At 53.5% G+C, this 23,146-nt stretch carries 22 protein-coding genes; 13 read left to right on the top strand and 9 right to left on the bottom strand.

All coding sequences use genetic code 11. The annotated features are described in order from the left end of the window. Positions 1-52 precede the first annotated feature (52 nt). Both WH50_RS07335 and WH50_RS07330 read left to right on the top strand, forming a co-directional pair. On the top strand, positions 53-508 hold the full coding sequence (locus tag WH50_RS07335; RefSeq protein ID WP_110186726.1) for a SixA phosphatase family protein: 456 nt from the start codon (positions 53-55) through the stop codon (positions 506-508). A gap of 87 nt (positions 509-595) precedes the next feature. Then, positions 596-1,387, top strand: a complete 792-nt coding sequence (locus WH50_RS07330; RefSeq protein WP_165838344.1) for an alpha/beta fold hydrolase — start codon at positions 596-598, stop codon at positions 1,385-1,387. Between the two features lie 62 nt (positions 1,388-1,449). Here WH50_RS07330 and WH50_RS07325 read toward each other — a convergent pair whose 3' ends face one another. Beyond that, complete coding sequence (locus WH50_RS07325; RefSeq protein ID WP_110186724.1) at positions 1,450-2,367, bottom strand: chemotaxis protein CheV; 918 nt, start codon at positions 2,365-2,367, stop codon at positions 1,450-1,452. 192 nt (positions 2,368-2,559) lie between these two features. Between WH50_RS07325 and WH50_RS07320 the strand changes: the two genes are divergently transcribed. Beyond that, positions 2,560-3,462: a DUF4892 domain-containing protein gene (locus WH50_RS07320; protein WP_165838343.1), complete on the top strand. Its 903-nt coding sequence runs from the start codon at positions 2,560-2,562 to the stop codon at positions 3,460-3,462. Between the two features lie 67 nt (positions 3,463-3,529). Here the strand turns inward: WH50_RS07320 and folE are convergent, their stop codons facing one another. Both folE and WH50_RS07310 read right to left on the bottom strand, forming a co-directional pair. Then, a complete protein-coding gene (folE, locus tag WH50_RS07315) occupies positions 3,530-4,069 on the bottom strand; it encodes a GTP cyclohydrolase I FolE (RefSeq protein ID WP_104154828.1) in 540 nt (179 codons plus the stop codon). 117 nt (positions 4,070-4,186) lie between these two features. Beyond that, a complete protein-coding gene (locus tag WH50_RS07310) occupies positions 4,187-4,732 on the bottom strand; it encodes a Smr/MutS family protein (RefSeq protein ID WP_110186722.1) in 546 nt (181 codons plus the stop codon). Positions 4,733-4,887: 155 nt separating this feature from the next. On the opposite strand from WH50_RS07310, the gene prmB reads away from it, so the two are divergent. From prmB to rhtB, 6 genes are all read left to right on the top strand, one after another. Beyond that, a complete protein-coding gene (gene prmB / locus WH50_RS07305; RefSeq protein WP_110186721.1) occupies positions 4,888-5,805 on the top strand; it encodes a 50S ribosomal protein L3 N(5)-glutamine methyltransferase in 918 nt (305 codons plus the stop codon). Between the two features lie 114 nt (positions 5,806-5,919). Further along, positions 5,920-7,023: a chorismate synthase gene (aroC, locus tag WH50_RS07300; protein WP_110186720.1), complete on the top strand. Its 1,104-nt coding sequence runs from the start codon at positions 5,920-5,922 to the stop codon at positions 7,021-7,023. A 4-nt stretch (positions 7,024-7,027) separates the two neighbouring features. After that, a complete protein-coding gene (locus WH50_RS07295) occupies positions 7,028-8,197 on the top strand; it encodes an MFS transporter (protein ID WP_110186719.1) in 1,170 nt (389 codons plus the stop codon). Between the two features lie 120 nt (positions 8,198-8,317). Then, positions 8,318-8,590: a DUF6489 family protein gene (locus tag WH50_RS07290; protein WP_104154823.1), complete on the top strand. Its 273-nt coding sequence runs from the start codon at positions 8,318-8,320 to the stop codon at positions 8,588-8,590. Positions 8,591-8,664: 74 nt separating this feature from the next. After that, a complete protein-coding gene (locus WH50_RS07285) occupies positions 8,665-8,991 on the top strand; it encodes a hypothetical protein (RefSeq protein ID WP_133251270.1) in 327 nt (108 codons plus the stop codon). Between the two features lie 13 nt (positions 8,992-9,004). Next, positions 9,005-9,634: a homoserine/homoserine lactone efflux protein gene (gene rhtB, locus WH50_RS07280; RefSeq protein ID WP_110186717.1), complete on the top strand. Its 630-nt coding sequence runs from the start codon at positions 9,005-9,007 to the stop codon at positions 9,632-9,634. A gap of 104 nt (positions 9,635-9,738) precedes the next feature. On the opposite strand, the gene WH50_RS07275 is transcribed toward rhtB, so the two are convergent. Then, positions 9,739-10,551 (bottom strand): DUF2927 domain-containing protein, encoded by an 813-nt coding sequence (locus WH50_RS07275; protein ID WP_165838342.1) that lies wholly within the window; start codon positions 10,549-10,551, stop codon positions 9,739-9,741. Positions 10,552-10,740: 189 nt separating this feature from the next. Between WH50_RS07275 and hutI the strand changes: the two genes are divergently transcribed. The 3 genes from hutI (at position 10,741) to hutH (ending at position 15,477) form a co-directional block, all read left to right on the top strand. Continuing rightward, positions 10,741-12,009, top strand: coding sequence for an imidazolonepropionase (hutI, locus tag WH50_RS07270; protein ID WP_110186715.1), 1,269 nt, complete (start codon positions 10,741-10,743; stop codon positions 12,007-12,009). Positions 12,010-12,144: 135 nt separating this feature from the next. Next, the gene (gene hutU / locus WH50_RS07265; RefSeq protein WP_110186714.1) at positions 12,145-13,836 is read left to right on the top strand and encodes a urocanate hydratase; all 1,692 of its coding nucleotides are present in this window, start codon (positions 12,145-12,147) and stop codon (positions 13,834-13,836) included. A gap of 102 nt (positions 13,837-13,938) precedes the next feature. Beyond that, positions 13,939-15,477: a histidine ammonia-lyase gene (gene hutH / locus WH50_RS07260; protein WP_110186765.1), complete on the top strand. Its 1,539-nt coding sequence runs from the start codon at positions 13,939-13,941 to the stop codon at positions 15,475-15,477. A gap of 105 nt (positions 15,478-15,582) precedes the next feature. Here hutH and WH50_RS07255 read toward each other — a convergent pair whose 3' ends face one another. The 4 genes from WH50_RS07255 to WH50_RS07240 form a co-directional block, all read right to left on the bottom strand. Next, entirely contained in the window at positions 15,583-16,380 is a 798-nt protein-coding gene (locus WH50_RS07255) for a copper resistance protein NlpE N-terminal domain-containing protein (RefSeq protein WP_110186713.1), read from the bottom strand. A 194-nt stretch (positions 16,381-16,574) separates the two neighbouring features. Then, positions 16,575-19,337 carry an EAL domain-containing protein gene (locus tag WH50_RS07250; RefSeq protein WP_110186712.1) on the bottom strand — a complete coding sequence of 921 codons (2,763 nt, stop codon included), beginning with the start codon at positions 19,335-19,337 and terminating at the stop codon, positions 16,575-16,577. An 18-nt stretch (positions 19,338-19,355) separates the two neighbouring features. Continuing rightward, positions 19,356-19,835 carry a prepilin-type N-terminal cleavage/methylation domain-containing protein gene (locus tag WH50_RS07245; RefSeq protein ID WP_110186711.1) on the bottom strand — a complete coding sequence of 160 codons (480 nt, stop codon included), beginning with the start codon at positions 19,833-19,835 and terminating at the stop codon, positions 19,356-19,358. Between the two features lie 147 nt (positions 19,836-19,982). Next, positions 19,983-21,176, bottom strand: coding sequence for an amino acid aminotransferase (locus WH50_RS07240; protein ID WP_110186710.1), 1,194 nt, complete (start codon positions 21,174-21,176; stop codon positions 19,983-19,985). Positions 21,177-21,527: 351 nt separating this feature from the next. Between WH50_RS07240 and WH50_RS07235 the strand changes: the two genes are divergently transcribed. Further along, complete coding sequence (locus WH50_RS07235) at positions 21,528-22,022, top strand: Lrp/AsnC family transcriptional regulator (protein WP_104154812.1); 495 nt, start codon at positions 21,528-21,530, stop codon at positions 22,020-22,022. Here the strand turns inward: WH50_RS07235 and WH50_RS07230 are convergent. After that, complete coding sequence (locus WH50_RS07230; protein ID WP_110186709.1) at positions 22,012-22,701, bottom strand: ketol-acid reductoisomerase; 690 nt, start codon at positions 22,699-22,701, stop codon at positions 22,012-22,014. The two genes, WH50_RS07235 and WH50_RS07230, sit on opposite strands and share 11 nt — an antisense overlap. Positions 22,702-23,146 lie beyond the last annotated feature (445 nt).

Below are 23,146 nucleotides of genomic sequence, written 5' to 3'. Positions count from 1 at the left end.
GTCAACCCGAGCTTGATGTCCATTTTGCTAGCTGAAGAGTGTCAGGAAAAATATGAAATTGATTGTCATGCGCCACGGTGAGGCGGAGCAATGGGCAAATTCTGATGCCGAGCGGCAATTGACCTTGCGTGGTCAGAAAGACAATACGCAGGTGCTGACCGCGTTGCTCGCACGTCATAGCCCGTCGCTTCTTTGCGCGAGTCCATTTGTACGTGCGCAGCAGACAGCTCAGCGTTGTTCAGAAATGTGCAAACTGCCGATCATCACCAGTAGTCTATTAGTTCCTGATGCTCCTGTTCATTCGACATTGGATTGGTTGCGGGATGTACTCGCAGAGCAGCAGGTTGTGATGCTGGTAGCACACATGCCCCTTGTAGGCGAACTGCTTGGATGGCTGTTGGGGGCGGAGAGCGAGCTATTGGGGACCAGTGAGGTGCGGGTAGTCAACATGGATGTGGTTGAGTACGGATGTGCCATGGCTGAAGGTCGTTGGATAGCAGTGCGTTAACTGAGCCGAGAGTAAAGAATGAGGGAAGTTAGTTTTCTGGGGCAGCGAATTGCTGCGCTGGAATGGGGGACTCCAGGCGCTGAGCCGGTGCTGGCAATTCATGGCTGGTTAGATAATGCTGCCAGTTTTTCCCAGTTGCTGGATGCGTTGGATGTGATGTGTCCCCGGGCTAAGCTGCAGATTCATCTGATTGCTATTGATTTGCCAGGTCATGGCCGCTCTGCATGGCGGGATGAAAGTCAGCACTATCCGGTTGGGCAATATGTTGATGATGTATTGGCCGTGGCTGATGAGCTGCAATGGTGCTCTTTCACGCTGTTTGGTCACTCCTTGGGGGCAGCAATATCTACACTTGTCGCGGGTGCTGCGAGTGATCGCATCAAGAAACTATTGCTGATTGAGTCGTTAGGGCCTCTGTCGACTGCTTGGAGTCCGCCGGCATTGAAAGTGCTGCGTAAGTCCGAGGGTGCTGAAGCAAAGCGGCCGGTACGTTACTTCAAGGACTATGAGCATGCTACTCTGGCGCGCATGAATGGGCTTTGGCCGCTGAGCCGGCAGGCTGCAGAGCGCCTGATTGAGCGAGGCGTTTCAGTGACGGATGTGGGACTCAAATGGAGTCATGACCCACGGTTGCGTGAAAGTACTAAGCGGATGACTGAGGAAGAAGTGATCTCGGTATTGGCTAGTCTTTCGATGCCAGTTCATTTGTTGCTGGCTGATCAGGGGAACATCAAGCTGTGGCCAGTCATGGCTCAACGCCAGGCTGTCATCCCTCATTTGCAGGTGGCCCAATTACCTGGAGGGCACCATCTTCATCTGGAGGATGGCACAGGCAAGGTGGCAGGTTGGTTTTGGCAGAGTCTACGAGAAGGCAAATAGCTAGTTGACTGATACGTAAGAGTGGAAACGCGCCTATATTAGGCGCGTTTCCACTTCACACGTTAGCGTTTGTGAAACAGCACGCGTTCAGCTAACACATCAGGCTGGAATTTCGCCAAAAAGTCATCAGCACCTACTTTGTCGACCATGGATTGATTGAAGACGCCGCTCAGCGAAGTATGGAGCATCACATACAGGTCTTTCAAATCACTGTTTGAGCGTATCTTTGCTGTCAGGGTGTAGCCGTCCATTTCTGGCATTTCCACGTCAGAAATTAGCACGTAATAGTGTTCGGCTACGTTTATGCCTTGCTCATTGAGTTCCAGGAGGTGTCTGTAAGCTTCCGCACCGTCATTGAGTAACACGGTTTCTGCACCAACGGCCTCTACTGCACGTTTAATCTGCTTACGGGCTACGGACGAATCGTCGACGATCAGAACGCGGAAGTGTTCGGGGCGTTGATCCTTGACCTTTGTAACTATTTCTTCACTGACGTCGTCATTGCGTGGTGCTACTTCGGACAGAATTTTCTCAACATCAAGTATTTCAATCAGACGATTCTCAAAGCGTGTAATTGAGGTCAGATAGTGACGATTTCCCAAACCACTCGGGGGTGGAAGAATGTCTTCCCAGTTCATATTGATAATGCGTTCAACTGCCCGTACCAGAAATCCCTGAACGGTCATGTTGTATTCACTGATGACGATAAAACTGCCTTCAATGTCAGTGGGTACTGAACTACCCATTGCTAATGCTAGGTCAATAACCGGAATGGTACGCCCGCGAATATACGCAGTACCTCTGATCACCGGATGGCTTTCAGGAATTTCGGTTAATTTGGGGGTTTGTAGAATTTCCCGTACTTTAAAAACGTTTATACCGTAGATCTGCGGACCATTCAGTCTGAAGGTAAGTAACTCAAGACGGTTCTTGCCCACCAGCTGGGTGCGCTGGTTTACGGAGTCTAGTACGCCAGCCATAGAAAATCCTGCTCGTTCAGTCCCATCTAGATGGGTTGTTGCATTCGATAAGTTCTGGCTCTATATGCTTGTTGAGCAACGCTAAATCTTTGTCGTGCCAGCGCTTTTGGAAAGTGGCAGCGGTGCTGCGGCAACAAGTATGATGCGGCCAGTTCACAATAGTATCAATAGTCTAGTATGTGGGGGCTGAGTGTGACAGCGTTAGCGGGAAGAATATCACTATTAGCGCGGTGGGTTGGCATCTTTGTCGTGCTTAATACAGTTTTGCAGATTTCTGCCTTTGCTGAAGATGATGTACCAGGCAGTCAGGATAACCCTCTTTTCAGTCGTTACCCAGGTTCCTGGATAGTGACTTATCGACGAAACACCGTTGACTATCATCTGTTACCCACCGGTCCGATGGTTAAATCCAATGGTCAGATTCAGGCCGAGAGTGAAATTCGCAGCAAAGGCAGATTGTGGCGTCTGACGTACCAATTGCCTGCTAATGTTGCACCACGAGAAGCTTTCGAGTCGATCAAAGAGCAACTCGCGTCGCACGATCCCGAAATTCTTTTTCAATGTCAGTCGCGCGCCTGCGGTGATAGCAGCTATTGGTCCAGCGATGTGTTCAATGATCCCGTGCTCTACGGTATGGATAGAGAGCAGGACTATCTGCTAGCACGCTTTGCTGTAGAGGATGGCGATATCTATGTCGCTGCGTACTCGGTGTTACGTGCAAATCGACGCGCCTATCTCCACCTTGATATTGTGCAAACGGGCCGAAACGGATCTGCCGAAGGGCCGTTGAAATTGCAGGTTCCGGTAGAGTTTTCGTCTGATGATCAGTTGGTGACACCTTTCCTGCCTGATCACTGGATCGATCCTGTTTTACAGGGGCAGTGGAAGTCTGTTTGGCTGGTCAGTCGAATCAAAGGGGCAGAGGATCCGGCTGACTTGCTGGAACGTGCTCGCAATCGAGGGGAGCAAGTGAAACGTTTGCTCAGGGATCAGGGTGTCGAGGATGTCGAGATTGAAGTATGGCCATTGGGGCCATTCTCAAATGCTACTGACGATGGAGTGGCGCTCTGGGCTTATCCTAAAGACGAAAAATAGAGCTAAACAACAGTGTGAGGTCAGGGGAGTTCAGCGAGAACTCCCTAGTTTTGTAATGTTGAGCGAATCAGCGAATCAGCGACAGGAATTCGTTGCGGGTACGTTCATCGGTGCGGAAGTTCCCCAGCATCATGGATGTTGTCATGCTGGCATTCTGCTTCTCAACACCGCGCATCATCATGCACATATGCTGAGCCTCGATAACGACGCCAACGCCTGCGGCCTCGGTGACCTGAAAGACCGCTTCAGCAATCTCTTTGGTGAGGTTTTCCTGAATTTGCAGGCGTCGAGCGAACATATCGACAATCCGTGCCACTTTTGACAGACCTAGCACTTTGCCTTTAGGGATATACGCGACATGTGCTTTACCAATGAAAGGCAGCATATGATGCTCACACAGTGAGTACAGCTCGATATTGCGTACAATCACCATTTCACTGTTTTCAGACGGAAATAGCGCATTGTTGACGATTTCCTGCAGATCTTGCTGGTAACCGCGAGTCAGATAACTCATCGCTTTGGCTGCGCGCTTGGGCGTGTCACGCAGGCCCTCCCGGCCAAGATTTTCTCCTATGCTCGTGATGATATGAGCGAAAGCCTGTTCCATACAGGGTCCTCAGCTAGTCTGGCAAAAAAGCCGCTAAATTACGGAATAATGCGCGTCGGGTAAAGCCCGCGCGTAGAGAGAAATGGTGAAAACTTCACACGTTGCAGTTCATATATTTCATCTTTGCCTGCCTTTTTTCAGCAGGACGTAGAGTGCACCGTTGCCGCCGTCTTTAGGTAAGGCACTGCAGTAGGCCAGTACGGCTGGCATCTGGCGTAACCAGTCGTTAGTGTGGGACTTCAGCAATGGGAACTTGCCCTGGTCACTGACGGCCTTGCCATGTACAACCAGTACTACGCGCATATCCATACGTAATGCATCACGGATAAAGCGGTCTAGCTCTTCACGTGCCTGTTCTATCTTGAATCCATGTAGGTCCAGACCAGCTTCCCATGCCAGGCGGCCCTGACGAAGTCGTTTGAATAAATTGAGTTGGACACCTGGCGTGCAGAACAGCAGCGGGGTATCAGATCCAACCAACTCAACGTGAGCATCAGTCAGCTCAGACTGATCCTGAACGATCTCCTGACTAGCAGCGTAGCGGCGATACTGATTGAGGCTCTGATCTTTGCTGGGGCGGGAGTTGTCTACCTGCTGTGGTGCTTTTATCCGTCTTACCCCGTGCATCTGGTTGCGGAATAGCTCGAATTCGTCCTCAGTCATGGGTGTTCACAGATAGCCTTGTGCTGCGTGTTTCATTAATATTGGGGCACTTTAACCGAACTGGTCCCTCCCAGCCAAATTCTGCTACTGAGACGGCAATACGACTAAGAGTGCGCACGCTGTCCATGCTGGGACCAGGGTAAACAGGACTAGAGATGCAGTTAAACACCGAACAGGCCGTCGATGAGCTTCGCACGGTACGTGACATGATCCGTTGGGCAGTAAGCCGTTTCAGTGAAGCAAAGATCTTCTTTGGCCATGGCACGGACAACGCATGGGATGAGGCCGTGAATCTGGTGCTCAACGCTGTTCACCTGCCGTGGGATGTGGACAAGGAGGTGCTGGACGCACGCCTGACACGTCAGGAACGTGAGAAGATCACTGACTGGGTGTTAAAGCGCGTCAAGGATCGTATTCCAGCCGCTTACCTGATTGGTGAGGCATGGTTTGCTGGCCTGAAGTTCTATGTTGATCAGCGTGTGCTGGTGCCACGTTCACCTCTTGCAGAAATGATCGAGCAACGTTTCGAGCCTTGGCTGCAGTGCAAACCAGTACACCGCATTCTGGATTTGTGCACAGGGTCAGGTTGTATCGGTATTGCCTGTGCCAGTGTGTTTGATGATGCCAGCGTTGATCTGGTTGATATTTCTCCTGATGCGTTGGCTGTTGCCAAGCTCAATATCAAGCGCCACCAGATGGAGGATCGAGTCAAAGCGATACGTTCTGACGTCTTCAACGGTTTGGCAGAACAGCAGTACGACCTGATTGTCAGCAATCCTCCCTATGTTGATGCCGAAGATATTGCGTCTATGCCTGACGAATTCCACCACGAGCCCGCACTCGGTCTTGCATCTGGGGACGATGGACTGGACGTTACCCGTCGAATTCTGCGTCAGGCGGTAGACTATCTGACCCCTGATGGTTTGCTCATCGTAGAGGTTGGCAATTCTGAGATTCACTTGCAGGAGCAGTACCCGCAGGTACCTTTCCTGTGGCTGGACTTCGAGCGCGGTGGACATGGTGTCTTCATGCTGACCGCTGATCAACTGCGGCAGTGTGCACATCTGTTCTGATGGCAGTCCTGATAGGGCGGCTGGCTCAGTAAGCTGCCAGATTAATCATGCTCCATGGAGCATACGAATTTTTAACAGGTTGTATGGGCAACCTGAGCAGAGGTTAGATTTCACATGGCAGGTAATACCATAGGCCAGGTATTCACGGTGACTACCTTCGGAGAAAGTCACGGTATCGCCTTGGGTTGCATCATTGATGGTTGCCCACCCGGCATTGCGCTGACTGAAGCAGATATCCAGATCGAGCTGGATCGTCGGAAGCCCGGACAATCGCGTTATACCACTCAGCGCCGTGAACCGGATGAGGTCAGGATTCTGTCCGGCGTGTTCGAAGGTGTGACAACGGGTACTTCCATTGGCCTGCTGATCGAAAACCAGGACCAGCGCTCCAAGGATTACTCCAACATCAAGGATACATTTCGACCTGCTCATGCGGACTACACCTATACCCATAAATACGGTATTCGCGATTATCGTGGCGGTGGTCGCTCTTCTGCACGTGAGACCGCCATGCGTGTGGCTGCAGGTGCCATTGCCAAGAAGTTTCTGAAAGAGCGGCTGGGCATTGAGATCAAGGGCTACCTCTCTCAGCTGGGGCCAATCAAAGCGGATCCGGCCAAGTTCTCATGGGATGAAGTCACCAACAATGCCTTCTTCTGTCCCGACGCGGACGCTGCAGTGCAGATGGCAGATTACATGGATGCACTGCGTAAAGAAGGGGACTCCATCGGTGCACGGATCAACGTGGTAGCCACAGGCATGATCCCTGGTTTTGGCGAGCCGGTATTTGATCGACTGGATGCCGATCTTGCCCATGCCATGATGAGTATCAATGCCGTAAAGGGTGTTGAGGTGGGTGCCGGATTTGCTTGTGTAGAGCAGAAGGGTACGGAACATCGTGACGAGCTGACACCACAGGGTTTTCTGTCCAACAATGCCGGGGGCATTCTGGGCGGGATCTCTAGTGGACAGGATTTGCTCGTCAGCATTGCATTAAAACCCACTTCCAGCTTGCGTCTGCCTGGTCGCAGTATTGATGCAAGCGGAGAGCCTATCGAAGTCGTCACACACGGTCGCCATGACCCCTGCGTTGGCATTCGTGCTACTCCCATCGCAGAAGCAATGATGGCCATTGTTGTGCTGGATCACTACCTGCGCCATCGAGCGCAAAATGCGGATGTTCAGGTAAGTACACCTGTCATTCCCGCTTCTGCCTGAGCAGATGCAAGTACCTTTCAGTCGAGACGGGTTGCCTTATTGGCGCCTGTCCGGCTTTTATGCCTGCTACTTTGCCTTCATCGGCTGTTTCTCTCCCTATTGGGGTCTCTACCTCAAAGATCATGACTTTGACGGCGTAGCCATCGGCCAGTTGATGTCCATCTATATGGCTACCCGTATCGTTGGTCCGAATGTATGGGGGTGGTTGGCGGACAATACCGGCAAGCGGCTACGTATCATTCGTATAGGAGCCTTTCTTGGTACGCTCAGTGTCATCACGGTCTGGCTGGCTGATAGCTGGTTGACGATGGCGCTGGCCATGACGGCGTTCACCTTCTTTCTGAATGCCGTGCTGCCGCAGTTTGAAGTGATTACGCTGCAATATCTGGACTTGCAGCGGCCTTACTACAGTCGCATTCGTATCTGGGGATCGCTTGGTTTTGTGCTGGCCGTGGTCGGCTTGGGGGCATTGTTCGAGAGGTTTCCTGTAAGTTTGCTGCCGCTGTTCCTGATGGCTGCACTGGCCGGAAGTTGGGGGTGCGCCTGTTCCATTAGTGAGCCACAGGGGGTCATCAATAATCAGCAGCGACCCTCTTTCCTGCAGCGTTTTCTTGTTCCTCAAGTAATACTTTTCTACGTGGTTTTTCTGCTGTCACAGGTCGCCATGGGTCCGTATTACACGTTCTACAGTCTCTATATGCAGGCGCATGGTTATTCCAGCATGGCCATCGGCGGATTCTGGGCGCTGGGTGTACTGGCAGAGGTGGTATTGTTTTTCTACATGTACCGTTTTTTGCGCCTGGGTGTATTGCGTCTGCTGAAGCTGGCGCTGCTGATCAGTATTGCTCGGTGGTTGCTGACAGCCTGGGCTCCCGAGTCGTTGCCACTGGCGATGATCAGCCAGCTTTGCCACGCGGCAACGTTTGGCGTACTGCACGTTTGTGGTATCAACCTGGTCCAGCAGTATTTTTCCGGCGGGAATGAAGGGCAGGGGCAGGCGCTGTTTTCTGCAGTGGCGTATGGTGCAGGTGGCTCTCTGGGAGCCTTGGCCAGTGGCTACATCTGGGAAGAACTGGGCATGTCGCAGACGTTCATCTTTGCCGCCATAGTGACCAGCCTGGCACTGTTGCTGGCGTGTTGGGGATTGAAGGAACAGGCAACAGCAAGTGCCTGATGTTTCATACCGGGGCTGTTGGTATTGCAGCGAGCCCTCGGCTAGGCTTGGTGAAAAGACATTTAAGTGATTGTTTACGGCGTCGCGTGTACCGAGGCCATACAGATATGGAGTAAAAACATGAAGTTCAATGTTGTGGTAGACGTCACGCCTGAGGAATTGCGTAAAGTGTTCGGTTTACCTGATCTGGAGCCGCTGCATCAGGAAATGTTGAACCGTTTTCGCGAGCAGATGGAAGCTGGAGTGGAAGGCTATGATGCCCTCAGCTGGTTAAAGCCTCATATTCCGGGGGCTATCGGGACCATGGAGGCCTGGCAGAAAATGATGCTGGGAATGATGAGCAACAGCTTCGGTATGCGTCAGGAATCTAATGAGACTGATAAGAAGGAATAGTCGCTCCAGCGACTAGCTATACTGGAGTCCTTCATTATCCCTCACTACAATGGGCGGCTGTTGTTGGAGGGCCTATGAACGGTTTACTTGCTGCGTTCCTGTTGGGAGGAACGTTTTCCATGTCGGCCGCACTGTCAGTGCAGGCTCTGATGAAAAAGAACGCCTCGGAAATCACTGCAGAATTGATGATTTGGGGCAATCTTGGCGCGTTGGTGCTGATTCTTTCTGCGGTCTATGGCGCACTGAATCTTAACGGATGGATGGTGCTCTGTAGCTTGTTCGTTACCTTCCCCATTCTGCATTTCGTCATTCTGAAAAAAATTCTCAGTGGTCGGCTGGCGGCACGCGTTTATGGTGCGTTGTCAGCGCTGCCCGCTGTCTGGATGATTCTGAACTGGTAGAGACTCCTGCATCATGTCCTTAAGCGTGTGGATTACGTTCTTTGTCGCAACCCTGCTGCTCAGCCTTACTCCTGGACCAGGTGCCGTCAATACTATGAGTAATGGGTTGAAGCATGGTCTGCGCGGCTCCATTGCCGGTATTGTCGGGCTTCAGCTGGGTTTTCTGGCGGTTGTTGCTATTGTGGGGATTGGATTGGGGGCTCTGGTGGCAACATCCGTCGTTGCATTCACGCTAATCAAGTGGGTTGGTGTTGGCTATCTGGTCTATCTGGGTGTTCGCAAGTGGCGAGAGAAGCCCGCCCTGGACTGGCAGGCGGGCGGAGACATGCGCAAGCAGGATAGTCTCAAGCAGTTGTGGACGGCGTTCTTTGTGAATCTGACCAATCCGAAATCCATTATTTTCCTGGGGGCGCTGTTCCCGCAATTTCTCGACCTGAGTCAGCCACTGCTGGCGCAGTACCTCATTTTGGGAGCCACGATGGTCAGTGTCGACTTTGTGGTGATGGTGGGGTTTGCGTCATTAGCTTCCCGTCTGCGGCCCTTTTTCGCCGACAGTGCACGGGTCAAAATGCAGAATCGTGTGTTGGGTAGCTTTTTTATCGGCGCCGGCAGTCTGCTGGCTGTCGCCCGCATGGGGCACTGAGTAAGCTGACCCCTCACTCTAACGGGCTGCTCAGGCTGCCCGTCTGAGCTGCTCTTAAACTACTTTTCCAACAGCCTGTTGTGCGGCAGCGTAATAACATCCTGTCAGCTGCCGCCTAGCTGGCGATACAAACCCTCACTGCGCACTTTCCGTTCAGCCCCCTTGATTTCTCCCCGTTGCTTTAGGTCCCTGATGATCGTTGGAAGCAGCTTTTGCACTTCTGCGGTACTCATGCCTGTCTGCAAGCGTGAGTCAAACAGGATCTTCAGCAGTACGTAGTCCAGACCGGACAGGTAACGGTCAATGCTGTAGTCATTGAAGATGGACGGGAAAACCTGATCCGAATCATTGGGCAAACCAAGTACCTGAGTCGTCTCCTCAATCAAACAGTCGATGGCTTTACCCTTGGCGATGGCATTATCGATAGGGATGACTATCGTCGCCCCCTGCAGCACGTTGTTGTGCAGTTTGACCTGGCCATAACACACCGCATGACTGGTAATTTTCTTATTGAACGGTTGCCGTCCGTAGAAGCGAATCAGGGTTTGATCTACCTGAGCCTGAGGGACAATAAATATCTGCATGCGCGCCTGCTTGAAGGGCACTGATCGAAGGGGTAGCCCGGTGATGTCTGATAGCTGCTGCAAATGCGTTTTCATCAGGGCCGCGAAGGGGGCAATGGCTTCATTGGGTGTGTAGATGTAGTAGTCAATCGGATTTTGCCACTTGAGCAGAATGCCATTACGGACTTGCTCATGCTCGCGCTGTAGTGCGATTTTGATGAAGGATGAAGCAATATAACCAGGGTCTTGCCAGTTGTGCGCCGAGGTAGTCTGAGCCGCATCTGTTATGCCGCTCAGCAGTAACGGCACAAGGCTTATCAGGCGGCTGGCCCAGCGCTTTACTGTCCTTTTCATCACTCCCACCTCGTCATCATCCGTATTCAGCATAGCCGATCAATAGTTGGCCATCTGCGCTAACGATCCGATCTGCATACAACTTCCTTGTTCGGGGATATCGCTACCAAACTTTGTGTCGGGCAGTTGACGGGCAAATATTAATGTATATAGTTGTATATACAAGCAAGTACATGCAGGAGCAACCTCATGCCTCAGGTCAACCATGGCTGCGAACGTGTCTTGATCAACGCCAACCTCATTACGCTGGATCCGCAACGTGATGGAGCCTACGGCGTGATGGAGCGCGCGGCGCTACTGATTGCAGATGGCAGGATTGCCGCGATCAGATCAATGGATGAATGGCCTGCCACCACACTGAATACTGATGGCATTGAGGTTGTTGACCTGGCTGGCCAGTGGATCAGCCCAGGCTTTGTCGACTGCCATACTCATCTGGTGTTCGCTGGCAACCGTGCTGCTGAATTTGAACAACGCTTGTTAGGGGTTCCTTACGAAACCATCGCCCGACAAGGTGGTGGGATTCTCAGCACTGTACGCGCTACGCGGCAGGCAGAAGTGGAAGAGCTGGTAGCAGCGGCGCGTCCGCGCCTGCTGGCACTGATGCGTGAAGGGGTGACCACCATCGAGATCAAGTCAGGTTATGGCCTTACGCTCGAAGACGAGATCAAGTTGCTGCGAGCGGCGCGGCAGTTGACGGCCGATATGCCAGTCAACGTATCCCTGACCTTGCTGGCTGCTCATGCCATCCCTCCTGAGTTTCAGGGTAAGGCAGACGACTACGTGGACATGATCTGCCAGACCCTCATTCCTCTGGTCAGCGAAGAAAAACTGGCTGATGCCGTTGATGTGTTCTGCGAAGGGATTGCCTTCAGCCCTGCCCAGTGTGAGCGGGTGTTTCAGGCAGCGCAGACACATGGGCTGGCTATCAAGGGGCATACCGAGCAGTTGAGCCTGCTAGGGGGCACCGAGCTGGTCGCGCGCTATCAAGGCTGGTCGGCGGATCATGTCGAGTATCTGGACGAGGCTGGCGTTGCTGCGATGGCCGAAGCAGGCACGGTGTCGGTATTGCTGCCCGGGGCGTTCTACTTCCTGCGTGAAAAAACCTTGCCGCCCATCGAACTGTTGCGGAAGTACAGGGTGCCGATGGCCGTGGCTACGGATTTCAATCCAGGCACATCACCGCTGGCATCGATCCGACTCATGATGAACATGGCCTGCACGCTGTTCCGTCTGACTCCGGAGGAAAGCTTGCGTGGCGTCACCCAGCATGCAGCAACCGCACTTGGGCGTAGTGGCCAGCTGGGCATGCTGCGTGAAGGTATGCAGGCTGATCTGCTGGTCTGGAATATTCGCCACCCTGCAGAGCTGGCTTATGAATTTGGGGTATCTCAGCCCACATTACGGTTTTGGAAAGGACGGCTGTCAGAGCATGAGCCTGACAGCAAGTCGATATAGGAAATACCGCCCGCGTGTGCGTGGCAATGAGAAAACTGGAATCAGCAGCAATCTCCGTTGAATTAGTAAACATCTCCGTTGGAAAAATAACTGTGCTCCGACCCGGTCGGAGGGAAAGATCAGAGGTGCATCAGCATGACTCAACAAAATACTCAAGCTAACAGCCGCCTGGATACCAGCCGGGTTATCCGTGCGCCCCACGGCACCGAGAAAACCTGTAAGAGCTGGCTGACCGAAGCCGCCATGCGTATGTTGATGAACAACCTTGACCCTGATGTGGCCGAGCATCCGCAGAGTCTGGTGGTGTACGGTGGTATCGGCCGTGCTGCACGCAACTGGACCTGCTACGACAAGATCATTGAAGTATTGCAGCGTCTGGAAGATGACGAGTCCCTGCTGATTCAGTCCGGCAAGCCCGTGGGTGTGTTCAAGACCCATGAGAATGCACCGCGTGTCCTGATTGCTAACTCCAACCTGGTACCCCACTGGGCCAACTGGGAGCATTTCAACGAACTGGATAAGAAAGGTCTGATGATGTACGGCCAGATGACGGCTGGTTCATGGATCTACATCGGCTCACAGGGGATTGTTCAGGGTACCTATGAAACCTTCGTCGCCGTCGCCAAACAGCATTTTGGCGGTGTAGCTACAGGGCGCTGGATTCTTACCGGCGGTCTGGGTGGCATGGGTGGCGCCCAACCTCTGGCCGGTGTGATGGCGGGCTTCAACGTACTGGTTGTTGAGTGTGATGAAACCCGTATCGACTTCCGTCTGCGTACCCGATACGTGGATTACAAAGCCACGTCGCTGGACGAAGCGCTGGAAATTATCAACGAAGCCAATGAGAGCGGCAAAGCTATCTCTGTCGGTCTGCTGGGTAACGCTGCCGATGTATACAGCGAGCTGGTCAAGCGTGGCGTCACACCTGACGTGGTCACTGACCAGACTTCTGCACATGATCCGCTGAACGGTTACCTGCCGCAGGGCTGGACCATGGAGCATGCCCGCGAAATGCGCCAGCAGGATGAAGCGGCGGTAGTCAAGGCAGCCAAACTGTCCATGGCGGTGCAGGTGCAGGCCATGCTGACCTTGCAGGAGCGCGGTGCAGCGACGCTGGATTACGGCAACAACATCCGCCAGATGGCGTTGGAAGTGGGCGTGGAAAACGCCTTCGATTTCCCGGGCTTCGTACCTGCTTATGTGCGTCCGCTGTTCTGTGAAGGTATTGGTCCATTCCGCTGGGCGGCACTGTCAGGTGACCCCGAAGATATTTACAAGACAGATCAGAAAGTGAAGGAGCTGATTCCTGACAATCCCCATCTGCACAACTGGCTGGATATGGCGCGTGAACGTATTGCCTTCCAGGGGCTGCCAGCTCGTATTTGCTGGGTCGGTCTGAAGGATCGCGCACGTCTGGCGCTGGCTTTCAACGAAATGGTCGCTAAGGGTGAGCTGAAAGCGCCTGTGGTGATTGGTCGTGATCATCTGGACTCAGGCTCCGTTGCCAGCCCCAACCGCGAAACCGAGTCCATGCTGGATGGCTCTGATGCCGTGTCCGACTGGCCATTGCTGAATGCTTTGCTGAACACCGCTGGCGGTGCGACCTGGGTTTCTTTGCATCACGGTGGTGGTGTGGGCATGGGCTTCTCTCAGCACTCTGGCGTGGTCATTGTGGCTGACGGCACTGAAGCTGCGAGCAAGCGTCTGGGCCGCGTCCTGCGCAATGATCCGGGTACCGGCGTGATGCGTCATGCGGATGCTGGCTACCAGATCGCTGTGGACTGCGCCAATGAGCAGGGTCTGGACTTGCCGATGCTGAACGGCTGATAGGCCCTTTGCTGTAATTACCCGAGGGATGAGGTGAATTACTTCATCCCTTCTGACTTTCAAAAAAATAAAAGTGCGTTCTGCACAAGTGGAGTGGTTGCTGTGTTCAAACTCACTATCAAACCCGGACAGCTGACTCTGGCTGATCTGCGCCGAGTGGCTCGTGAAGCGGTCGAGCTGCATCTTGATCCGGCTTGCCATCAGGCCATTCATAAAAGTGCGGCAACCGTCCAGCAGGTGATTGCGGAAAACCGCGTAGTGTACGGTATCAACACTGGATTCGGGCTGCTGGCCAATACCCGTATTTCCCCCGAAGATCTTGAGCTGCTGCAGCGCAGTATTGTGCTGTCTCACGCTGCCGGTGTGGGCCAGTTTATGGAGCCTTCCACGGTGCGCCTGTTGATGGTACTGAAAATCAACTCTCTGGCGCGTGGCTTCTCTGGTATCCGTCTGGAAGTGATCGACGCGCTGGTACGTCTGGTCAACGCAGAGGTATATCCCTGCATCCCTGAGAAAGGCTCAGTCGGTGCCTCCGGTGATCTGGCGCCACTGGCTCATATGAGCACCGTACTGCTGGGCGAGGGTGAAGTGCTTTACAAGGGGGAACGTCTGAGCGGTGCGGAAGGTCTGAAGATTGCAGGGCTGGATGCGATTACCCTGGCACCGAAAGAAGGTCTGGCACTGCTGAACGGTACTCAGGCGTCTACGGCTTTTGCCCTCCAAGGCCTGTTCTACGCAGAGGATCTCTATGCGGCGGCGACAGTGGCGGGAGCCATGTCGGTTGAGGCGGCATTGGGCAGTCGTCGCCCCTTCGATGCGCGTATTCACGAAGTGCGTGGCCATCAGACGCAGATGGATGCAGCGGCGGCCTATCGCCATTTACTGCAGGACGCATCAGAGATTGGCTCTTCTCACCAGAACTGCGAGAAGGTACAGGATCCCTACTCACTGCGTTGCCAGCCCCAAGTCATGGGTGCTTGCCTGCAGCAAATCCGTCAGGCAGCTGAAGTGCTGCTGGTGGAAGCGAACTCCGTTTCTGACAACCCGCTGGTATTTGCAGACGATGGCGACATTATCAGCGGTGGCAATTTCCACGCTGAGCCTGTGGCAATGGCGGCAGACAATCTGGCGCTGGCCATTGCTGAGATCGGTTCACTGTCTGAGCGCCGTATGGCCCTGCTGATTGATAGCAATCTGTCCAAGCTACCGCCGTTTCTGGTTAACAACGGCGGCGTCAACTCGGGCTTCATGATTGCTCAGGTCACCGGCGCGGCACTGGCATCGGAAAACAAGACGCTAGCGCATCCAGCCTCTGTCGATAGTTTGCCCACCTCTGCCAACCAGGAAGACCATGTTTCCATGGCGACCTTTGCAGCTCGTCGTCTGCGCGATATGTCAGACAATACGGCAGGGATTCTGGCGGTGGAACTGCTGGCGGCCTGTCAGGGAGTTGATTTCCGGGCACCGCACAAGCCTTCGCAGCCGTTGCAGCAGGCTCATGCCATGCTGCGTGAAGAGGTGAGTTTCTATGACAAGGATCGTTATTTTGCCCCTGACATCGCCAAAGCACAGGCACTGATCCATCAGGCTCACTACAACGCGCTGATGCCAGCCCATTTGTTGCCCAGCCTGGGTGAGTAACGACAGTTTTCGCTTTGACTGATACAACAAAGCCGACCACTAGGGTCGGCTTTGTTGTTTTCTACGAGAGGCTTTTCAGTTCGATGGCTACTGACGGCCAGATGCTTATTGGCATTTGCCCGCAGTCGTCAGCTTCTGCACGTGCTCAATATCCAGTACATCCTGACCTTTGTCGCCACTGCCCAGAAGGCCTGATACTTCTGCCAGCAGCGCTTCCTTGTCCTTGCCTTGCAGCTTTTTGTACATGTTTTGCAGGTTGAGTGCTTCTGGTGTGGCTGTCAGCTGGAAGACCTTACCACTGCTGCACTCCTTGAGTACGGCGATATCGCCCTGATAGCTGAAGATCCCCTTCAGCGGCAGGGCGTTGTCTTCATCGCCCTGGTTCAGCGTCAGGCTATAGTTCTGTTTGGAGTCGATGGGCTGACCGTCCTGATCCAGTTGGTGCAGGGTGTGATTACTGGTGACCGCATAGCCCAGTTTACGCTGCGGGTTATCCAGCAGGACCCGGTAGTCCTCATATCGCCAGCTGCCCACCTGAGTGGTGGTGTGAGACTCGATGCCCAGATATGTCTCCTGCAGGACATAGGTATGGGAGGCGAGCAGGATCAGGTGGGTCGCAATGCCTTCGCAGTCAGCGCAGGGCAACGTGCCATTAAAACTGGCAGGCATATTCCAGGGGGTTCCCAGAGTGACGGCCGGTGCTGGTGCGACTACCGGTTTAACCGGCTGTGCTGATTGAGCCGATGCCACCGGTGGCATGGCTTGCGGATTCTGGCCCGACGTTGTGCTACCAACCTGCGCGGTACTCTGACAACCGGCCAACAGCAGAGCAGGGCAGAGCAGCAATGCCAGATAAAGAGGGCGGCGATTGGCAGTAGCTCTGTTCCTGATAGCGGTATTCATAGTGAGGTTTCCTGAGACGGATAACGATACAGGCAGCCAGCTTTATTGAGGAACAATACAGATCAGCTGCGAGAGACGGCGTCATGATAGCAGCCGTTGTGAGGTTCCCCTACGCCTGACTCGTGAAAGTATATTTCATTGTGGCCAGACGTCGGTGTCATGGTGGACAGTGTCGGCATGGGAATCATCGCCTGCTAAGGCAAATCAAATACGGGAGCCAATTGTCCGGCCTCTTCTCCCGGAAGGGGACGGCTGAAGTAGAACCCCTGAATTTCATCACATCCCAGTTGTTGCAGCATTTTCAGCTGGCCTTCGGTTTCAACGCCTTCCGCCACTACCTTGATATCAAAGGTGTGGGCCAGGTCGATGATGCAGCGGATGATTTCGACCTGCTTTTGCTCCGTCTCCAGTGGGATGACAAAGCTTCTGTCTATCTTGAGAACATCAATAGGCAGCTTGCCGAAGTAGGACAGTGAAGAATAGCCCGTGCCAAAATCATCGAGTGAAATGCGCACTCCCAGCGCTCTGATTTCCTCCAGAAGGCTGCACACAGAGGCTGGCTGATTGATGAGAATACTTTCGGTAATTTCCAGCTCCAGGTGCTCAGGATTAAAACCCGTTTCAGACAGCACGCTATGCAGCTGGCCAATAAAACCGGTGCTGAACAGCTGTACCGGTGAAATGTTGACGGCAAGGCTGCTCACAGCTTTTCCTTCTTCACGCCATTGCAAACACTGACTCATGGCATCGCGCATGACTTGCAGACCTAACCGATGGATCAGCCCTGTTTCTTCTGCAATAGGGATCAGCAAAGCAGGTGAAATGTAGCCGAAGTCAGGGTGCTTGCAGCGCATCAGCGCTTCAAAGCCCTCCAGTTGACCGGTGCTGGCACATACCTTGGCCTGATAAAACACCTCGATATGATGGCTTTGGACCTGAGAGCGCAGAAAGTACTCCAGATCCGCACGCTGCTTGCCGGCCTTGGTCATGTCTTCGTTGTACATATAAAGCCGGTTACGTCCGGCTGCTTTTGCGTAATACATCGCTGTATCCGCACGCTGCAGCAGCTCATCGTAATTGTGTGCATGGGTCGGGTAGAAGGATATGCCGACACTGGCGCTGACAAAGGTATTGACACTACCGAGGTGAAATTCAGCTTCCGTGGATTTCGATATGGCCCGCGCCGCCTGTTCGGCCAGGCTGACGCTAGTATCGGGAATAAACACAATGAATTCGTCGCCACCATAGCGGGCAAGGGTGGCCTGCTCGGGCGTGACTGACTGCAGACGCTGGGCAATCTGCTTAAGCAGCAGGTCACCTACATGATGGCCGTGCACATCGTTGACCTGCTTGAAGCGATCAATGTCGATAAACAGCATGGCACACACTAATCCATGCTGGCTTTGGTATGCCTCTATCGCATCCTGTACGCATTTTTTGAGCAATGTCCGGTTCGGTATCTGGGTGAGAAGGTCATAGGTTGCCTGATAGGTCAGCTGCTTTTCACGCGCGAGGGCAGACAGAGCGATGGTGCTTCTGTTGATGAAGGCATCCAGTGCGGCCTGATGTACTGGCTTAGAGGGCGTCTTTTCAGTCTGGATGATCAGACCGCCCAGCAATTTCCCCTGCGTGATCAGTGGCATGTAAGAGCAGTGTCCGGCGCCGTACATGGAAACCACCGCAGATTCGTTAAGGATGGCTTCGATGGGGACGGGCGTGCTGCTCTTATGGGAGGCGGCGATAAATACCGATGGCTCCAGAGGCAGGCTCTCCAGCGTCAGTGCGGCTGGTCTGGAGTGCAGTGTGCGGGTTGCCTCAAAGTAAATGGATGCGCGCTGATAGGGATACACATTGTTGAGGCCTTGAAGGATGGCGCGTGCAATACGTGCTTCGGCATTACCAGTGAGGATCAGTTGATCAATCTCGGTCTGAGACGTTTCTTGCTCGCGGTGGCTGTTGAGTACCTTTGCCATATCGTTGAAGGCGACTGCCAGCTCGGAGAACTCATCATGGCTGTCAATGTCGATTCTGTGCTTAAGCTCGCCAGCAGAGATATGACGTGCGCCGACAATCAGATTGTTGATAGGTTTCAGTGAGCGACGGATCGTTCGCACACTGAAAAGCAGGATAGACAGCAGCGATAATCCCAGTAGCGGAATATACAGCGTGCGGAACCGTTGCAATGTGGCCAGTGCTCTGTCTTTGCGTTGACTGGCAACGATAGTCCATGGGCGGCTCCTGAACTGGTGGTCGAGGAATAAGTCCCAGAAGCTGGCGATATACTCGTGATCCTGATCCTGCCAGGTAAAGTTGCGCTGCGTGGACATATTAAGCTGGGTCTTCACATCTTTAACTGAAGTAAACAGGCCGTTGTTGTAGCAGGAAATCTTGTTTTTGCGGCTGTCCAGAACGCAGATGTCGGTATTCTCCGGGATGGCCGTATCGGGTAGCACATAGCTGTCTTTTAAGACGCCCAAGGCGTATGCGGTGCCACTTTCAAGCTTTATCGGGATAGAAAGTGTGACGCGAGGCTTGTCTTTTTCGTCGGGCAATACGGAAAGCTTGCTGCCGTCAGACTCTGTGGGGTGCAAGCGTTGCAATACAGCAGAGGGGGGGCCAATCAGGGTTGCCGAGCTGTTGCCTTGTAGCAGCAGTGCTGAGTCGAACATGCGCTCAAGCTTCGGCTTCTCAACAGAGGCCATCAGGGTTTGTGCAGACTCGGCGATGTAGGCACTGTCTCGCAGCGTGACCTCTGCATCCTGCAGTCGCTCGAACAGAGCAAGGCCGTAACTTTTGCTGAGATCGCGTAAATAAGTCTGCCGCTCTTCTGTTATCAGATTGCTTACCTGACGGTAGGACATCCAGGCGGTAATACCGATTGGCAGCAGCGCGGAGCAGACGAACAGTATAAAGACACGTCTTGCAATGCGACTGTTCAGTGAGCGGCGCTCAATCATCGAGATGCTGTCTCACTCTCAGTAGTCTGAAGCAAGGCCGTAATACTGGCCGTTGTTGGCTCGAATAATATCGTCCCGACTGGCCTGTGCTGTCAGTGGGCTGACGGATTTGCCATCCGGGCCCATGCTGTAAAGGTCAAAGTCCGAGTTGATAGGGACAAGGTTTTTGTCTTTGCGTACCTTGCCCTTGCCTTTCGTCGTGGTGATGTTGAGGTACTGGTAGGGGTTGCCCCAGGGGTCTTCATAGCTGCCCTGACCAATATCATCCAGAGAGTCCGGGAAGCTGCCGTTGTGGTCAAAGGCATAGGACGATATCTGGACCGACAGCAGGCGGATATCCTGAATCGCCTGTTCCTGCTTGATTCTTTCCTGATAATTCTGATATTGCGCTACGGCAAGGGTTGCCAGAATAGCGAGAATCGCTGTTGCAACGACCAGTTCAAGTAAGGTAAGCCCAAGTTGGAGACGTTTAATATTGTTGTTATATGTGGGATACATGCAACCCTCTGAGGTGTTGAGCACTCAGCTTATTCGACATGTAGTTTAGTATCCTGCTGCGGGCAGGTATAGAAAGTAATTACGGGAATAAGGCGTGGAAAAGGCGCTATCTGTCACTGCAGGCATAGCGCCTCTGGAGATCGAAGGTTAGCGAATAACTGCGGCAATGGAGGATGCAACGTATTCGATATTGCCTGAAGCCAGTCCGGCAACATTGACTCGGCTGGAGTCGACCATATAAATGGCGAATTCTTCGCGCAAGCGCAGAATCTGTTTCTTATTGATGCCTAGGAACGAGAACATGCCTTTCTGGCGTTCGATAAAGCTGAAGTCCTGATCGACGCCTTGCTGTTGCAGTGCCAGATTCAGCTCGCGACGCAAACCATTAATGCGCTGGTTCATGACATTCAGTTCATCCAGCCACTGTTTCTTGAGATCGACGCTGCTGAGGATGGTCTCAACGATAGCGGCCCCATGTGACGGAGGCATGGAGTAGTGAGCACGGATGGTTGTCATGACCTGACTACCAGCATTGACAGCCTGTTCGGCACTGGCTGACAGAACGACCAGATAGCCCACACGCTCACGGTACAGACCGAAGTTCTTCGAGCAGGAGCCCGCCACGACCATTTCAGGTACATGAGCCGCGACATAACGTACGCCGTAAGCATCTTCATCCAGGCCATCTCCCAGGCCCTGATAGGCGATATCAATAAAAGGCAGTAAGCCTTTGCGCAGCATCAGCTCGGTGACAGCGTGCCACTGGTCCTTGTCCAGATCGGCCCCGCTAGGGTTGTGGCAGCAGCCATGCAGCAGCACGATATCGCCTTTTGCCGCCTGCTCCAGTGCACTCATCATGGCATCAAAGCGAATTTCCTTTTTGACACCGTCGTAGTAGGGGTAGGTTTTCAGCTGCAGACCAGCACTGCTCAGCAGTGGGATGTGGTTGCCCCAGGTCGGGTCGCTTACCCACACGGTGCTGCCTGGCGCGCATTGGTGCAGAAACTCAGCAACCATACGCAGAGCACCACAGCCTCCGGGCGTCTGGGCAGTGACAATGCGTTTGTCTTTGATTGCAGGGTGATCATTGCCTAGCAGCAGTTCAGCAATTCGCTCGTTGAACAGGGCTGAACCGGCCATGCCGATATAGGTTTTGGTGGTTTCTTCTGTCAGCAGACGTGTTTCTGCCGCGTGAACAGCCGCCATGATCGGCGTATTGCCCTGTTCGTCCTTATAGACGCCAACACCGAGGTCCACCTTATTGCTGCGGGTGTCCTGACGAAACAAGCCCATCAGGGACAGAATGGGATCCGGAGGCAGGGCAGTCAGTTTTTCGAACATGGCAATTCTCTATAGTTGGTCGGACATGATGAGTATCAGCCTGATCTTTCGTGGCGAGAGGCCATTGTACTCTGAGTCTGTTTCGGCGGCCGGGGCAGGCTGATGGCAGTCTGCACTGGCTGAGACGTACAGAGGTAATGGATTGGCGCCTGGTCAGATCATGCGACGGAAGTCAGGCTCTCCTGGAGAGCGGTACGCTACTAAGAAAATGATTTAGCGTGGCTGTATTGTAACGACGTCTGCAGGAAATTTGCTTGCTATTTCTTTAACAAAAACGGGCTGAAACAGTTTATTCTTTCTCAGAAGTGGTATTGGTCACAATAACCTTTCTTTCGCCCGAGGCCTGTTGGAATGTCGTTTTTACCCTTTGATCAATTTGACCGCCTAATACTAGCGGAATTGCAGCAGGATGGCCGCATAAAAAATCAGTTGCTGGCAGACCGGGTCGGGCTGTCTCCTGCAGCGTGCTGGCGTCGCGTCAAAGCGCTGGAAGAACAGGGGGTGATCCGCAAGTACACGGCTCTGCTTGACCCTCAGGCGCTGGACCAGGGGCTCTGTGTTCTGGTGACGGTCACTCTGTTGCGTCACTCGGCCGATGCTGGCCGGGAGTTTGAGGAGGCTATCGTACAGTTCCCCGAAGTCCTGCAATGCTATGCCGTGACCGGCAATTCCGATTATCTGCTGCGTATCGTGGTACCTGACATGGCGACCTATGACCGCTTTCTGAATCAGAAGCTGTTCAGCATGCCAGGTATCTCTCAAGTGCATTCCAATTTCGCGCTGCGTGAGGTCAAGAATGAAACCAGCATGCCTATGCAGCGCGCCATGTCTTCTGTCAGTGGCTGATGTCCTGTATGTAGCGAGCCAGTGCCTGAGCCAGTCTTGAAAAGCGCTGCGCCTCAAGATTGCCTGAAGAAGGCATGACATAGGTGGAGTTGATCTCCAGCTGGATGGCAGGCACACCATGCTGATGGCTGAAGCGGGTGATGGTAGCGTTTTTGGCAGCAGGAAAACGGTTACCCGAAAGGCTGAAAATGCCGTCCTGATGCAAGCGCTGAATCAGGTCTGACAGCAGCTTATCTTCACCCTGCAGGGACTCTCCATTCATTGTGCCAACATCCACATCGTAAGAGCGGTAAGCATGGCTACCGTGAATATCCAGCACCATACGGGGCTTGTTAAGGGCGATGAGCTGTGCCAGTTGCTCCTTGAATGCGTTGTCGTCGTAATAGTTGGGGTCTGAAGGCCCCTCGTACGTGGTGTAGATGACGGTTGCGCCTGTCAGCTCATGCAGCAGTACTGCCAGCGATGCTGTACCTCCCCCGTCAGAAAAACGTCTTTTGCCTTCTCGCCAGGGCCGTGTGGCATGAGGGGCGGTGATGATGACGGGAATGGTGCCCGGCAGCACTTTGAACCAATTTTCGCCAGAGGGAATGGCTTCATCGGTGCGACTGTTGAGCTGTTTCTCCAGCCCGATGGCCTCTTCCACCTGTGCCGGTTCAACCAGGGCTTTTTCCAGCGACATGGGTGAAGACAGTGTGGAGGTAACTGCCTTTTGTTGTGGAGCACAGCCTGCCATTGCCAGAAGCAAAACTGCGCCCAGTATCGTATTGGCGAATGGAGCTATTGATGCCTTCGTGGCGGATTGATGTGACGTATCCATATTGAGTGAAATTCCTTCCTTGAGGTATGAATTGAGTCGGTTTGCAGCACCCCATCGTGCCTAGCAGGTCGTTGAAAATCTATCTGCGTTGCCGAATACCGCGTCAAAAACAGGCTCACAGCCAAAGGCTGAACGTGCTTTAGCACGGCCCCGAAGGGGCGAGCGGAGCGAGTCAAATGCTCATTTAGTTCACTAAACTCCGCTTTTTCGCCTGTTTCTTGTGCCCTCGGGGTATTTCCTTGTCTCGACTGCCTCGATAACGTTTTTCAACAGCCTGCTGGGTTGGATGTTGACTCAGGCCAAGGTG

This window comes from Pokkaliibacter plantistimulans (assembly GCF_003194385.1).
Taxonomy (GTDB): Bacteria; Pseudomonadota; Gammaproteobacteria; order Pseudomonadales; family Balneatricaceae; genus Pokkaliibacter; species Pokkaliibacter plantistimulans.
Note: the sequence above shows the minus strand (reverse complement) of the source record. Positions and strands in the feature narration are given on the sequence as shown.

What these genes read in the sequence shown, in the direction of transcription:
- WH50_RS07335 (WP_110186726.1), top strand. Translation starts at nt 53, where the DNA reads ATGAAATTGATTGTCATGCGCCACGGTGAGGCGGAGCAATGGGCAAAT.
- WH50_RS07325 (WP_110186724.1), bottom strand. Translation starts at nt 2,367, where the DNA reads ATGGCTGGCGTACTAGACTCCGTAAACCAGCGCACCCAGCTGGTGGGC.
- folE (WP_104154828.1), bottom strand. Translation starts at nt 4,069, where the DNA reads ATGGAACAGGCTTTCGCTCATATCATCACGAGCATAGGAGAAAATCTT.
- WH50_RS07310 (WP_110186722.1), bottom strand. Translation starts at nt 4,732, where the DNA reads ATGACTGAGGACGAATTCGAGCTATTCCGCAACCAGATGCACGGGGTA.
- prmB (WP_110186721.1), top strand. Translation starts at nt 4,888, where the DNA reads ATGCAGTTAAACACCGAACAGGCCGTCGATGAGCTTCGCACGGTACGT.
- aroC (WP_110186720.1), top strand. Translation starts at nt 5,920, where the DNA reads ATGGCAGGTAATACCATAGGCCAGGTATTCACGGTGACTACCTTCGGA.
- WH50_RS07295 (WP_110186719.1), top strand. Translation starts at nt 7,028, where the DNA reads ATGCAAGTACCTTTCAGTCGAGACGGGTTGCCTTATTGGCGCCTGTCC.
- WH50_RS07290 (WP_104154823.1), top strand. Translation starts at nt 8,318, where the DNA reads ATGAAGTTCAATGTTGTGGTAGACGTCACGCCTGAGGAATTGCGTAAA.
- WH50_RS07285 (WP_133251270.1), top strand. Translation starts at nt 8,665, where the DNA reads ATGAACGGTTTACTTGCTGCGTTCCTGTTGGGAGGAACGTTTTCCATG.
- rhtB (WP_110186717.1), top strand. Translation starts at nt 9,005, where the DNA reads ATGTCCTTAAGCGTGTGGATTACGTTCTTTGTCGCAACCCTGCTGCTC.
- WH50_RS07275 (WP_165838342.1), bottom strand. Translation starts at nt 10,551, where the DNA reads ATGAAAAGGACAGTAAAGCGCTGGGCCAGCCGCCTGATAAGCCTTGTG.
- hutI (WP_110186715.1), top strand. Translation starts at nt 10,741, where the DNA reads ATGCCTCAGGTCAACCATGGCTGCGAACGTGTCTTGATCAACGCCAAC.
- hutU (WP_110186714.1), top strand. Translation starts at nt 12,145, where the DNA reads ATGACTCAACAAAATACTCAAGCTAACAGCCGCCTGGATACCAGCCGG.
- WH50_RS07255 (WP_110186713.1), bottom strand. Translation starts at nt 16,380, where the DNA reads ATGAATACCGCTATCAGGAACAGAGCTACTGCCAATCGCCGCCCTCTT.
- WH50_RS07250 (WP_110186712.1), bottom strand. Translation starts at nt 19,337, where the DNA reads ATGATTGAGCGCCGCTCACTGAACAGTCGCATTGCAAGACGTGTCTTT.
- WH50_RS07245 (WP_110186711.1), bottom strand. Translation starts at nt 19,835, where the DNA reads ATGTATCCCACATATAACAACAATATTAAACGTCTCCAACTTGGGCTT.
- WH50_RS07240 (WP_110186710.1), bottom strand. Translation starts at nt 21,176, where the DNA reads ATGTTCGAAAAACTGACTGCCCTGCCTCCGGATCCCATTCTGTCCCTG.
- WH50_RS07235 (WP_104154812.1), top strand. Translation starts at nt 21,528, where the DNA reads ATGTCGTTTTTACCCTTTGATCAATTTGACCGCCTAATACTAGCGGAA.
- WH50_RS07230 (WP_110186709.1), bottom strand. Translation starts at nt 22,701, where the DNA reads ATGTCGCTGGAAAAAGCCCTGGTTGAACCGGCACAGGTGGAAGAGGCC.